General features: G+C 58.6%; 13 protein-coding genes. 3 read left to right on the top strand and 10 right to left on the bottom strand.

Annotated elements, in window-relative coordinates; all coding sequences use genetic code 11:
• Window positions 1-53 precede the first annotated feature (53 nt).
• Complete coding sequence (gene ptaA, locus MF6394_RS07230; protein ID WP_078466396.1) at window positions 54-1,136, bottom strand: pyoverdine biosynthesis transaminase PtaA; 1,083 nt, start codon at window positions 1,134-1,136, stop codon at window positions 54-56.
• A 212-nt stretch (window positions 1,137-1,348) separates the two neighbouring features.
• On the opposite strand from ptaA, the gene MF6394_RS07235 reads away from it, so the two are divergent.
• Entirely contained in the window at window positions 1,349-1,954 is a 606-nt protein-coding gene (locus tag MF6394_RS07235; RefSeq protein WP_078466397.1) for a helix-turn-helix transcriptional regulator, read from the top strand.
• Window positions 1,941-2,804 carry a queuosine precursor transporter gene (locus tag MF6394_RS07240; RefSeq protein WP_044268316.1) on the top strand — a complete coding sequence of 288 codons (864 nt, stop codon included), beginning with the start codon at window positions 1,941-1,943 and terminating at the stop codon, window positions 2,802-2,804. The genes MF6394_RS07235 and MF6394_RS07240 overlap by 14 nt, the downstream gene beginning before the upstream one ends.
• A 107-nt stretch (window positions 2,805-2,911) precedes the next feature.
• Here MF6394_RS07240 and queC read toward each other — a convergent pair whose 3' ends face one another.
• The 8 genes from queC to hmpA form a co-directional block, all read right to left on the bottom strand.
• Window positions 2,912-3,610 (bottom strand): 7-cyano-7-deazaguanine synthase QueC, encoded by a 699-nt coding sequence (queC, locus tag MF6394_RS07245; protein WP_044268318.1) that lies wholly within the window; start codon window positions 3,608-3,610, stop codon window positions 2,912-2,914.
• 153 nt (window positions 3,611-3,763) lie between these two features.
• On the bottom strand, window positions 3,764-4,651 hold the full coding sequence (gene cyoE, locus MF6394_RS07250) for a heme o synthase (protein ID WP_003194050.1): 888 nt from the start codon (window positions 4,649-4,651) through the stop codon (window positions 3,764-3,766).
• 11 nt (window positions 4,652-4,662) lie between these two features.
• Window positions 4,663-4,998, bottom strand: coding sequence for a cytochrome o ubiquinol oxidase subunit IV (gene cyoD / locus MF6394_RS07255; protein WP_003194051.1), 336 nt, complete (start codon window positions 4,996-4,998; stop codon window positions 4,663-4,665).
• Window positions 4,998-5,624, bottom strand: a complete 627-nt coding sequence (locus tag MF6394_RS07260) for a cytochrome o ubiquinol oxidase subunit III (RefSeq protein WP_003194052.1) — start codon at window positions 5,622-5,624, stop codon at window positions 4,998-5,000. The genes cyoD and MF6394_RS07260 overlap by 1 nt, the downstream gene beginning before the upstream one ends.
• A 3-nt stretch (window positions 5,625-5,627) precedes the next feature.
• The gene (cyoB, locus tag MF6394_RS07265; protein WP_078466398.1) at window positions 5,628-7,646 is read right to left on the bottom strand and encodes a cytochrome o ubiquinol oxidase subunit I; all 2,019 of its coding nucleotides are present in this window, start codon (window positions 7,644-7,646) and stop codon (window positions 5,628-5,630) included.
• A gap of 3 nt (window positions 7,647-7,649) precedes the next feature.
• Window positions 7,650-8,591: a ubiquinol oxidase subunit II gene (gene cyoA, locus MF6394_RS07270; RefSeq protein ID WP_003194054.1), complete on the bottom strand. Its 942-nt coding sequence runs from the start codon at window positions 8,589-8,591 to the stop codon at window positions 7,650-7,652.
• 794 nt (window positions 8,592-9,385) lie between these two features.
• Window positions 9,386-9,892, bottom strand: coding sequence for a disulfide bond formation protein B (locus MF6394_RS07280; protein ID WP_047711744.1), 507 nt, complete (start codon window positions 9,890-9,892; stop codon window positions 9,386-9,388).
• A gap of 236 nt (window positions 9,893-10,128) precedes the next feature.
• Window positions 10,129-11,310 carry an NO-inducible flavohemoprotein gene (hmpA, locus tag MF6394_RS07285; protein ID WP_044268327.1) on the bottom strand — a complete coding sequence of 394 codons (1,182 nt, stop codon included), beginning with the start codon at window positions 11,308-11,310 and terminating at the stop codon, window positions 10,129-10,131.
• 147 nt (window positions 11,311-11,457) lie between these two features.
• Here hmpA and norR point away from each other — a divergent pair, with 147 nt between their 5' ends.
• Entirely contained in the window at window positions 11,458-13,005 is a 1,548-nt protein-coding gene (gene norR / locus MF6394_RS07290) for a nitric oxide reductase transcriptional regulator NorR (RefSeq protein ID WP_044268328.1), read from the top strand.
• Window positions 13,006-13,361: 356 nt separating this feature from the next.
• Here norR and MF6394_RS35150 read toward each other — a convergent pair whose 3' ends face one another.
• Window positions 13,362-13,448: an IS3 family transposase gene (locus tag MF6394_RS35150; protein WP_443217241.1), complete on the bottom strand. Its 87-nt coding sequence runs from the start codon at window positions 13,446-13,448 to the stop codon at window positions 13,362-13,364.
• Window position 13,449: the final 1 nt, after the last annotated feature.

The raw sequence follows: 13,449 nt of genomic DNA on the forward strand, positions 1-13,449 counted from the left end.
GCATGAAGCATGCCTGGCTTACCTGTCCAGGCAGCGGATGACAAACACTGGGCCTAGACCTGCGCCGCGAACGCCTCGCGAAAGCGCTGCATCTCCTGCGGGTTGCCCACCGTCACCCGCACCCAATGCGGCCAGTCCTTCCACACCCGCCCAACCAGCACACCCTGTGCCGCCAACTGCTCAATCACCTGCTCTGCCGGGTGCTTCACGTCGATCATGAAGCAATTGCTGTGGGAAACGGTGCAGGTAAAGCCTCGGCCCTTGAGCCAAGCGATCGTCTCATCGCGCAACCTGGCATTGCGCGCTTTGCGTTGGCCCACCAGTTGCGCATCTTCCAGGCTGGCACGGGCGGCCAGCAAGCTGGCGCCGGCCGGGACGTTGTCGCCGCCGAACACCGCCAACCGCTCCAGCAGCGCCGGGTGGCCGATCGCCAGGCCCAGGCGCGCACCGGCCATGCCGTAGATCTTGGAGAACGTGCGCAGCACCAGCAGGTCGTCGTGGTCGTTGATCCAACTCACGCAACTGGGGGCATCACAGAAGTCGATATAAGCCTCGTCCACTACCAGCACGCTGCCCTTGGGTTTGTGCGCCAGGGCTTGGCGGATGGCCTCGGTCGAGGTGAGCGTACCGGTCGGGTTGTTGGGGTTGCACAGGTACAGCATGCCGGCCTGTGGGTCCGCCGCGAGCATGGCAGGCACATCGTGGGCATGCTGGGCGTCGAGGCTCACTTCTTGCACCGGCGCCTTGATCGACTCGGCCGCCTGGCGCGGTACTTCGTAGGACGGCGTGGCCATCACCAGGCCGCGGGTCTGGCTGGTGAACGCCAGCACCGCGTAACGCAGGGCGGCCATCGAGCCGGCAAATACCCCGACGTTTTCTTCGGCTATGCCCTGTTGTTGGGCGAACAGCGCGGCCAATGCGTACATATCGCCGTAAGGGTAACGTCCGGACGCCGCTATCGCGCGCTGCATCGCCTGGCGAGCCGCGTCTGAAGGACCGTAGGGGCTTTCATTGTAATTGAGCAGCACCTTGTCAGATTTCGTCGGCGCCGGGCTGGCGACGGCCCAATTGAGCTGCCCCATCACAGGCAGGGCCGCGCCCAGGGCGAGAAGGGATCGACGACTGACACGCACCATGGTGACTACTCCTTGTAGAGGCGCGAGGGATTCGCGCAGGCCGTTCAGAAGAGTATGACGAGAAAGCCGTTGCCGGATTTACCACCAAGGCGTATCCCTGCACTCAGTACTTTATTGTTATAGCGGGCGCATGCAACACTTTCACTGCCGCCAAACCCGCAACATCGGGTTGTGCCGGCATGGACTGATGACTAAATGGAAGTGGTGAGCACTTGATACACAGACGGGAAAAAACCGAGCACTTGAAGAGCAACATCAAGTACTTGATCAAGAGTCGTGGCGAAACCCAGCTTTCGTTAAGCAGTGCCGCCGGCCTGACTAGGACGACTATCTACAACATCCTGGAAGGCAAGGTCGTTAACGTACAGCAGTCGACGATTCGCAAGATCTCGGACTTCTTTGGCGTGTCCTACGAAGAAATCGAGACCATCAGTTTTGAGGCCAAGGAAGTCATCGAGAGCAACGTTTCCCCGCTGGGTAACAAGAACCCCGCGGCAGTGCCTGTGCTCAAGGAAAGCCTGCTCATGCAGAACCTGGGCAAGCGCATCGGTGAACTGGCCACGCTTCATCCACTGACCTACTACTTTGGCAGCGCCTGCAACCTGATCGGCGTGCGCCTGGAGCACGGAATTCCCGGCCTCAACGAACCGGGGGACTTGCTGATCGTGCAGAAAGGCTCGTCGAGCGACGATAAAGAAAAGCTGGTATACGACCGCGCCACCAAGAAGCTGTTCATCACCCTCGAACCCTGCGGGAACTCAGACCGGTTGTGTGTCATCGGCGACATCCTTGAGGAGCGCTTCAATGACACCATCTGAGGGCGCCGTTGAAAACAGCAAATACAAGTTGCTGGGTTTTGAAAATGACAAGCGCCTGGCGGTGATCATGGTGATCGCCACGGGCAAGGTCCTCAAGATCAAGCTGAGTGAAGTGCTCAGCAGCGAAATGATGGACAACTTCAACAAGATGGAAATCAAGAACCTGTACAAGAAGTTCTATTCCCAAGGCGGAGCACTGACCGCTTACGAGATAAACGACCGCAATGAAAACTCCTGGATGATCTACATCATCCTGAACTTGCTGCTGTTCACCTTCTATATCTTCACCAGCATTGCCGCGACCAAGCCGATTTATCTGGAGTCCTTGGGCATCATCGTCACGCCGGGCACGTTCCTGTACCCGCTGACCTTTTTGATCGTGGACTTGCTCAACGAGAATTTTGGTTTGCGCCTGGCCAGGCGGGCCATTCTGTTTGCGTTTGCCAGCAACGCGATGATCATCATCCTGCTGTATGGCTCCACGTTCCTGCCGGGGCTGCCGGGCTGGAAGCTGGATGGGCCTTATACCGACGTGATCCTGCAAGTGTCGTCGGTGCTGGTGGCCTCTTCGGTGTCGTTCCTGGTGTCGGAGAACATAAACTCCTACCTGCTGTGCAAGATCAAGGAGCTGACCAACTCCAGGTACCTGTACCTGCGGATATTCCTCAGTACGTTCTTCGCGGTGATTATCGACAGCTTCCTGTTCTGCTTCATTGCCTTCTACGGGGCGATGCAGACCAGCGATATCCTCAGCATGATTTATGTGCAGATCGCGATCAAAGTCGGCTTTGCGTTCTTCAATATCCTGCCCGCCTATGGCGCACGCTCATTGTTCAAACGCTATCAATAATCCTGTAGGAGCGAGCTTGCTCGCGAAGAACGTCAACGATCACGCAGCGCATCTGGTGGAACGCGGCGCTCTCAGGTTTTTCGCGAGCAAGCTCGCTCCTACAAGGGTTATTTGAGTTGCAACTTGTGCTTGAGGCTCTGCATGACAGGTGTCTTGTTCTGCAGGTAGTCATTCAAGCCCCGAGCGCGCAGGTTGCACGCATCACACTCGCCGCAGCCGGTACCGATGATGCCGTTGTAGCAAGTCAGTGTTTGCTCGCGCACCAGCTCCAGTTGCCCGTGGTAATCGGCCAGGGCCCAGGTCTCGGCCTTGTTCAGCCACATCAACGGCGTGTCCAGGCGCACGTCATATTCCATGCCCAGCTTGAGGGCCTGGTTGAGCGCTTTGACAAACTCATCCCGGCAATCCGGGTAGCCCGAGAAGTCGGTTTCGCACACGCCGGTGATGACGGTCTCGGCCTTGACTTGGTAGGCGTAGATCGCAGCCAGGGTCAGGAACAGGATGTTGCGCCCCGGCACAAAGGTGCTCGGCAGGCTTTCGCCCGAGCTGTTCACGGTCGGCACCGGAATGTTGTCACGGGTAAGGCTGCTGATCGCCAGCTCATTGAGCAGGGACACATCCATCACTTTGTGCACAGTGGCACCCAACTGCTTGGCCAACTTCTGGGCCACTTCGATTTCTGCCACATGGCGCTGGCCGTAATCAAAGGTAATGCAGTGCACTTCGTCATACAGCGGCAGGGCCTGGATCAGGCAGGTGGTCGAATCCTGCCCGCCACTGAAGACCATTACGGCTTTTTTACTCATTGCATTGCTTCCTGCATTCGAAGAATTAGGGTGTAGGAGCGAGCTCGCTCGCGAAAAACGTCAACGATAACGCAGCGTATCCGGTTTGGCGCAGCGCTCAATAAAAAACCCCGCACGACTTTCGAAGGCGGGGCTTTTTTACTGCAAGACCACTCAGTGAGCGTAGGTCAGCAACAGCTCTTTCGGCACTTGGAAATCCAGGGACATCATCACGCTGAGCGCGGTGATGGTGAAGATCGAGAACACGAACAGCTTGCGCGCCCAGACGGTGTCGTCCACCGCCTTGTAGCCGGTCCAGGCCATGTACAACCAGTACATGCCCATGGCGGCGGCAACAGCGAGGTAGCTCATTCCGGCGTAGCCACTGAAGGTCAACATCAAGGTCGCCACGAGGAAGGCCAGGATGTAGAGCAGGATGTGTTTCTTGGCCACCTGGATGCCACGCTTGACCGGCAATACCGGAATCGACGCAGCCAGGTAGTCATTGAAGCGGAAAATCGCAATGGCGTAGGAATGCGGCATCTGCCACAGGCTGAACATCACCAGCAGCGTCAGCGCGGCCATGTCGAAGCTATTGGTCACAGCCACATAACCAATCACCGGCGGCATCGCCCCCGACAGACTGCCCACCAGCGTGCCGTGAACCGACTTGCGCTTGAGGTACAGGCTGTAGAGGCCGACGTAGATGACAAAACCGATCACGGCAAACAGCGCCGCCAACGGGTTGGCCACCTTGTACAACAGGGCCACACCGGCAACACCCAGGACGGTCGCGTAGATCAGTGCCAGCTTCAGGGAGATAAGGCCCTGGACCAGCACGCGATTCTTGGTGCGCTCCATCTTGATGTCGATGTCACGGTCGATGCAGTTGTTGAATACGCAACCGGAAGCAACCACCAGGGACGTACCGATCATTGCCGCCAGGAAGATGGCCAGATCGACATGTCCCTTGGAGGCCAGGAAGAAACCGCCCGCCACAGAAAGCACGTTACCGAAAATGATCCCCGGTTTGGTGATTTGGATAAAGTGCTTAAGCGACATCGGGTCTTACCTCACTTCGCCATCATGTAGGTGTGGATGCTGAACATGATCCACAGCGACAGACCAACCAGCAGAACGATCACCAGGCCTGCGAACACAAACGCGATCACGTTCTCGCGCTGCTCTTTGGAGCGGTCCAGGTGCAGGAAGTACACCAGGTGAACCAGCACCTGAATCACCGCGAACGCCAGGACAATCATCAAGGTGATCGACTTCGGCAAGGTTGGGTACATCACCAGGCCGAACGGGATCAGAGTCAGGATGACCGACAGGATGAAGCCGATGGCGTAAGACTTTACGCTGCCGTGGCTCGAATCGTGGCTGTCATGGGAGTGTGCATTAGCCATTACAGAGTCCCCATCAAGTAAACGACGGTGAATACGCAGATCCAGACCACGTCCAGGAAGTGCCAGAACAGGCTCAGGCAGCTCAGGCGGGTCTTGTTGGTGTTGGTCAGGCCGTGCTTATTGACCTGATACATCATCACCGCCATCCACAGCAGGCCAGCGGATACGTGCAGACCGTGGGTGCCGACCAGCGTGAAGAACGCCGATAGGAAACCGGAACGGTGCGGGCCGTAGCCTTCGGAGATCAGCAGGTGGAACTCGTTGATCTCCATGCCGATGAAGCCCAGGCCGAACAGGAAGGTCAGGCCCAGCCAGCTCAGTACGCCTTTCTTGTTGCCCTTGTAGAAGGCCAACATGGCGAAGCCGTAGGTGATCGAACTGAACAACAGCAAGGCGGTTTCGCCGAGCACGTAAGGCAGTTCGAAGATGTCGTGGCCCGACGGGCCACCCGCTACGTTGTTTACCAGTACCGCGTACACCGCGAAGATCGACGCAAACAAGATGCAGTCGGTCATCAGGTAGAGCCAGAAACCGTAGACGGTTATCGGCCCCGAGTCGTGGTGGTGGTCATCGTGCCCATGGTCATCGACATGGGCGTGTCCAGCATTGGTCACTAAGTTCGACATGGTTTAAGCCTGTTCCAACGAGGTTTCTACACGGTTGGCCGGGATCTTCTTCTCGGCTACCAGGCGAGCGTGCTGCTCGGCTTCGATGCGTTCGATCGTTTCGACCGGCACCATGTAGCCTTGATCATCACGGGCAGCGTGAATGATGAAGTAACCGATAGTGCCCACCAGGCTCGCGATTGCCAGCCACCAGATGTGCCAGATCATCGCGAAACCGAACACGGTCAACAGCGCGCCCATCACCACGCCAGTGGCGGTGTTGTTTGGCATGTGGATCGGTTCGTAATGCTTGGGCTTCTGGTACGCAGTACCGTCTTCCTTGGCTTCGGTGAACGCATCAATGGTGTTCGCAGTAGGGATCACGGCGAAGTTGTAGAACGGTGGTGGCGACGAGGTCGACCATTCCAGGGTGTGGCCGTTCCATGGGTCGCCGGATTCGCACATGTTCTGCTTGCGATCACGCACGCTGACGTACAGCTGGATCAGCTGGCAGGCGATACCCACAGCGATCATCACCGCACCGAACATGGCAACGTACAGGTACGGTACCCACTCAGGGTTGGTAGTGGCGTTCAGACGACGGGTCATGCCCATGAAGCCCAGTGCATAGAGCGGCATGAACGCGACGAAGAAGCCAGAGATCCAGAACCAGAATGCAGCTTTGCCCCAGCCTTCGTGCAGCTTGAAGCCGAACGCTTTCGGGAAGTAGAAGCTGAAACCAGCGATGTAGCCGAATACCGCACCACCGATGATCACGTTGTGGAAGTGGGCGATCACGAACAGGCTGTTGTGCAGCACGAAGTCAGCACCTGGGATGGCCAGCAGTACGCCGGTCATGCCGCCGATGGCGAAGGTCACCATGAAGCCCAGGGTCCACAGGACCTGGCTGGTCGTGCGCAGACGACCGTGGTAGATGGTGAACAGCCAGTTGAATAGCTTCACCCCCGTCGGGATGGAAATCAGCATCGTCGCCAGGCCGAAGAAGGCGTTGACGCTGGCCCCCGAACCCATGGTGAAGAAGTGGTGCAGCCACACCATGAAGCCCAGTACGGAGATCGCGCCCGATGCGTAGACCATCGAGTGGTGACCGAACAGGCGCTTGCCGGTAAAGGTCGAGATCACTTCGGAGAAGATACCGAACGCTGGCAGGATCAGGATGTACACCTCAGGGTGACCCCATGCCCAGAACAGGTTCACGTACATCATTGGATTGCCACCAAGTTCATTGGTGAAAATGTGGAAATCCAGGTAACGGTCAAGCGACAGCAGCGCCATGGTAGCGGCCAGGATCGGGAACGAAGCCACGATCAGCACGTTTGCCCAGGTGCAGGTCCAGGTGAAGATCGGCATGTCCATCAGTTTCATGCCAGGGGCGCGCATTTTCAGGACGGTGGCCAGGAAGTTGACCCCCGTCAATGTCGTCCCGAGCCCTGATAACTGTAGCGCCCAGATGTAGTAGTCCACACCCACGCCCGGACTGTACTGCAGCCCCGACAATGGCGGATACGCAACCCAACCGGTCTTGGCGAATTCGCCGACGCCCAGGGAAACGTTGATCAGCACCACGCCGGATACCAGCAGCCAGAAGCTCAGGGAGTTCAGGAACGGGTAGGCAACGTCACGCGCACCGATCTGCAGCGGCAAGGCAAGGTTCATCAAGCCGGTGAAGAAAGGCATCGCCATGAAGATGATCATGATCACACCGTGGGCGGTGAAGATCTGGTCATAGTGTTCAGGTGGCAGGTAGCCAGGCGAACCCTCGGTGGCCATGGCCAACTGAGTACGCATCATGATGGCGTCGGCAAAACCACGCAGCAGCATGACCATGGCAACGATGACGTACATGACGCCGATTTTCTTGTGGTCGACCGAGGTCAACCACTCGGTCCACAGGTAGGACCACTTCTTGAAATAGGTGATACCCGCAACCAGCGCCAAACCACCCAGCGCGATCATGGCGATAGTCACCATTACGATCGGCTCGTGGAATGGGACCGCGTCCCAACTTAATTTACCAAACATCGTTTACTCCTCTGCCCCAGCAGTTGAATGCGCGCCCGTATCAGAACCTTCAACCACGGCCACTTCTTTCTTCTCGTGCTTGACCGGCTTGCCTGGCTTCATACCTTCGTACTTGTCGACGATTTTCTGAAACAGGTCCGGCTCATACGCGGAGTACAAGGCGACAGGGTTGTTCTGGCTCGGTTTGGTCAGAGCGTCGTATTCAGCTTGATCAAGCTGTTTAGGTGCGGCCTTGACTGCAGCTACCCAGGCGTCGAAATCTTCCTGGCTTGTCGAGATCGCTTTGAATTTCATGCCGGTGAAGCCAGCGCCGCTGTAGTTGGCGGAGATGCCTTCCATTTCAGCTTTCTGGTTGGCGATCAGGTGCAGGCGGGTCTGCATGCCTGCCATCGCGTAGATCTGGCCGCCCAGTGCAGGGATGAAGAACGAGTTCATCACGGCGTCGGAGGTGATCCGGAAGTTAAGCGGGGTGTGCTCCGGGAAGCGGATCTCGTTGACAGTGGCGATACCCAGGTCCGGGTAGATGAACAGCCACTTCCAATCCAGCGCGACCACTTGGATGTTCACAGGCTTGACGTCGGATTCCAGCGGACGGTACGGGTCCAGCGCGTGGGTCGACTTATAGGTGATGTAACCCAGGGCGATGATGATGAGGATCGGAACCAGCCACACCGCGATCTCGATCTTGGTGGAGTGCGACCACTTCGGCGCGTAGGTAGCGCTGGTGTTGGACGCGCGGTATTTCCAGGCGAAGGCGAAGGTCATCACGATCACAGGCACCACAACCAGCAGCATCAGCAGGGTAGCGGTGATGATCAGGTTTCGTTCATCCAGACCGACCTGTCCTTTTGGGTCGAGCAAGGTCCACTTGCAGCCTCCCAGCATTAACATCATGCCAAGCAGCGGCAAAAAGCCTAGTAATCGGGGGTACCTGTTTTTACTCATCTCACGACCTCTAAAGCAGCTTGCGCAATGCAGTTGGGTTTTGATCGCCAACACTTCACCCTGCCAAGGGTTGGCATTTCTTTTCGATTGAATAAGAGCCTGCCCGACACGTCATGACTGTACGTTTCACGGACCTGCAGTGAGTTCTTATTCGATTTCGTGGCTAAAGGCCTTGTTACAGACCAATTCCATTTGGTGCGGATAGTTGAAAGGCTGCCGGAACCTGGGGTCGCATTGAGCCTTCCATCTGCTCCTCGACCGCTCCAATGCTCAAATATTGAACAGCACCGGACATTCAGTGCGGGCGATTGTAGTTAGCTAGCGATGTATAAACCATGTCTTATAAAGAAATAATTTTTATCGATTCCAGCAACAATCCTTCACCAAAGTTGCAAAGATTCGCGATCTTATCGTGTTCGATTCTCAACAAAAACCACAAAAATTGCCGTGTTATTGGGCACAGTGCCACTTCCCTTACGGCTTGTAAGGGCATGCGGATGCCGTCCAAGTCCCCATAAAACAAGGCATTCATAGAGGCTGCAGGGGTTGGGGCCGCACACAAATCGGGCCACCGCACGAACCACGAACTGACAGCACAATTTGTGCGCCGGGTGCAAATTTAAGGGCCGATTTGGCGGGTCAGAAACGTCCTGCGACAGCGTCCGTGTGACAACATGTCGCACGCTGCGCGCACCTTCCGTTGCCCCTCGTCACGGTGCTTTCACAAATCCCTACAAACAAAAACGCTCCGGCCTTCATTCAGAAGGAACGGAGCGTTTGGCAACCGCAGTGACTCAGGCTTTGGGGTGACGGTTGCGATAGATGCACAGGGGCACCAGGATCGCCGTCAGCACGAATGCCACCAGCGCCCATTGGGCCAGGGACAGGCCGAGGACCGGCGGGTAGGGGGTGCTGCAGAAGCCGTCGACCTGGAAGCCCAGGGGAAACACTTTGGCCAGGGGCAGGTCATCGACGATCGGCTGCAACACATCGATGCCGCAGCTGACCTGAGGGAAGAACTGGGTGTACACATGATGGCCGGCCGCAGCCACGCCACCCAAGGCGCTGAGCACCACCAACCCTTCGAAGAACGTCAGCGCGCCCTTGGTACGCATAGCGGCGCCAATGAACGCGAAGAGCGCAATCAGCAGCAAGGCGTAGCGTTGCAGAATGCACAGCGGGCACGGTGCTTCGCCCAGCACCACTTGCATGTACAACGCCCCGCCAATCAGCGCCAGGCAGATGATGCCCAGCAACACCAGAAAGCGCCGCTCCCTGCCTAAACGCATGTCGTCAATCATCCCCGTCTTTCCCTTTCTCTGATTATGGTTGTGCCTGATGGCAACAAGTTTACACACAGGCAGTGGTTAAAACAGAGAGGGGTTAACGGCGGATTAATCGTGAGCAATAGAGGGCCAAATGTGGGAGCGGGCTTGCTCGCGAAGGCGGAGCATCAGAGACACATGTAGTGACTGACACACCGCTTTCGCGAGCAAGCCCGCTCCCACATTTTGGACAGTGTTGTTGCTAGGGGGGATTATTCCAGCGCCGCCGCCGGACCAAAGAACTCATAGCGCGCCTGCTCCTGCGGCACACCCAGCGCCTTGAGATGGCGCTTGATCGCCGCCATGAAGCCCTTGGGTCCCAGGAAATAAGCATCAATGTCGCGCTGCTCGGGCAACCAGGCTGCCAGTTGCTCCTGGTTGAGCATGCCGACCTTGTCTGCCGCCGGGCTGATGCCGTCATCCTCGGCGTAGCAGTAGAAACGCTTGAGCTGCGGATGCTGGGCCGCCAGGGCGTCCACCCAGTCACGGAACGCATGCACCCCGCCGTTACGGGCGCAATGGATGAAGTGCACCGGGCGCTCGGTTGCCAGGGCGGCTTCGAGCATCGGCAATGTGGGCGTAATCCCTACCCCACCGCTGATCAGCACCAGCGGTTTATCACTGGCGGCCAGGGTGAACTCGCCCGATGGCGGGAACAGGTCAATGGTCGCGCCGACATGCATCTGGTCATGCAGGTAATTGGAGACCCGCCCACCCGCTTCGCGCTTGACGCTGATGCGGTACAGGCCAGTGTCGGTGAGGGCCGACAGGGAATAGTTGCGACGCACTTCTTCGCCATCAAGCACCAGTTTCAGGCCGATGTACTGGCCGGGCGCGGCCGCAAGGATCGGGCCGTTGTCTACCGGGGCGAAGTAGAAGGAGATGATCTCGTCGCTCTCCTCCACGCGCTTGACCAACAGGAACGCCCGCGCACCCCGCCAGCCGCCGGGCGCCTGGGCTTTTTCGTCGTAGATGGCCGCTTCCGCGCCGATCAGAATGTCTGCCAACTGGCCGTAGGCCGCGCCCCAGGCACTCATGACTTCGGGGGTGGCAATCTCGCTGCCCAGCACTTCAGAAATAGCCCGCAGCAGGCACGCCCCAACGATGGGGTAATGCTCCGGCAGAATCTGCAAGGCCACGTGCTTGTTGATGATCTTGGCCACCAGGTCGCCCAGTTGGTCCAACTGGTCGATATGCCGCGCGTACATCAGCACGCCATTGGCCAGGGCGCGAGGCTGGTCACCGCTGGCCTGGTGGGCCTGGTTGAACAGCGGGCGCACCTCGGGGTACTCGGACAGCATCATGCGATAAAAATGGGTGATCAGCGCTTCGCCGCCGCTTTCCAGCAGGGGCACGGTAGATTTGATGATTGCACGGTCTTGGGCACTAAGCATGGGAGACTCCTAGGTCTTCTTACTGATTGCCTTAAAGCAGTCAGTAATCATGCCAACTTATAAATCCTTTATTTTCAACAAGTTAAATATTATGTAGTCAGTATGACCTCCTACACTTTATAGTCATAAGGACTACAAGGAGTCATTATGACTGCACAACCCCTACTCACCACCTTGCTGCCGTTGGTCGCTGACCTGTCCCGGGACTTGCCCGAAGGCGAGCGCTACCGACGCCTGCTGCAAGCCATGCGCGCCCTGCTGCCCTGCGACGCCGCCGCGTTGTTACGCCTGGATGGCGAGTGGTTGGTGCCGTTGGCCGTGGACGGCTTGAGCGCCGATACCTTGGGCCGACGCTTCAAGGTCAGCGAACATCCGCGCTTCGAGATCCTGCTGAGCAGCCCCGGCCCTACCCGCTTCGACAGTGACAGCGAATTGCCCGACCCTTATGACGGCCTGGTCGCCGGCTTGCACGGCCACTTGGAAGTGCACGACTGCATGGGCTGCCCGCTGTTTATCGACGACCAGCCCTGGGGCCTGCTGACCCTGGACGCCCTCGATACCGAGCGGTTTGAACGGGTCGAGCTGGACGCCCTGCAAGCCTTCGCCAGCCTTGCCGCGGCCACCGTCAACGTGGCTGAACGCATCGAGCGCCTGGCGCTGCGGGCCGAAGACGAGCACCAGCGCGCCGAGATCTATCGCCAGGCCAGCGGCCAGCAGCACAAGGAAATGATCGGCCAGAGCAAAGCGCACAAGCGCCTGGTGGAGGAAATCAAGCTGGTCGGCGGCAGCGACCTGACCGTGCTGATTACCGGCGAAACCGGGGTCGGCAAGGAGTTGGTGGCCCAGGCGATCCACGCCGCCTCTGCGCGCGCCGACAAACCGCTGATCAGCCTCAACTGCGCCGCCCTGCCCGAAACCTTGGTCGAAAGCGAACTGTTCGGGCATGTGCGCGGCGCCTTTACCGGCGCGCTGAACGAGCGCCGAGGCAAGTTCGAACTGGCCAATGGCGGCACCTTGTTCCTGGATGAAGTGGGGGAGTTGTCGTTGACCGTGCAGGCCAAGTTGCTGCGCGTGCTGCAAAGCGGCCAGTTGCAGCGACTGGGCTCGGACAAGGAACACCAGGTGGACGTGCGCCTGATTGCCGCCACCAACCGCGACCTCGCCGAAGAGGTGCGCAATGGCCGCTACCGCGCCGACTTCTACCACCGTTTGAGCGTCTACCCGCTGCAAGTGCCGGCGCTGCGCGAGCGCGGGCGGGATGTGCTGCTGTTGGCGGGCTTCTTCCTTGAACAGAACCGTTCGCGCATGGGCCTGGGCAGCCTGCGCCTGACCGGCGATGCCCAGGCGGCGCTGCTGGCCTACAACTGGCCCGGCAATGTGCGCGAGCTGGAGCACTTGATCGGGCGCAGCGCGTTGAAAGCCCTGGGCAACTGCCGCGAGCGCCCAAAGATTCTCAGCCTGAGCGCCCTGGACCTGGACTTGCCCGACGTGAGTACGGCGGTGGCCGAACAAGCACCGACCCAAGCCCTCCCGGTGGTCAGCGGCGACCTGCGCCAGGCCACCGAGCATTACCAGCGCCAACTCATCAGCGCCTGCCTGGAACGCCACCAGCACAACTGGGCCAGCGCCGCCCGCGAACTGGGCCTGGACCGCGCCAACCTGGGGCGCATGGCTAAGCGGCTGGGCCTCAAATAAAGCAGGCACCTCAGTCAAATGTGGGGGCTGTAGCAGCCAACAGTAACCACGATGCGAAGCGAGTCGCTCTTGATCTTGATCTTGATCTTGATCTGCTTTTGATCTCAAGCGCCCCGTTAAACCACGCTGGCCGGAATTCGACAGGGATTTGGGGGGTAAACCGGCAGGGATGCCGGTTTAGCCGCCCCGCGCCATGGATGGCGCGTGGCGGCGGCCCCCCAAATCACTGGCGGATTGCGGGCACACCGAGCCTAAGCGAGGTGCCGAGTGGTGGGGCGAGGACCTTTTGGTTACTTTTGGGTCCTTCCAAAAGTGACCCGCCGTTGAACTGCCCCCCGAAAGTTGGACAGGGGACGCTATTGATTTAGTGCCTGGGTCCGAAATTGTACTGGACTCAAGCCATTCAGTCTGAGGCTTATGCGGTCTTGGTTGTAGTAGGCGATG

The sequence above is a fragment of the Pseudomonas sp. MF6394 genome (genome assembly GCF_002018845.1).
GTDB lineage: Bacteria > Pseudomonadota > Gammaproteobacteria > Pseudomonadales > Pseudomonadaceae > Aquipseudomonas > Aquipseudomonas lactis.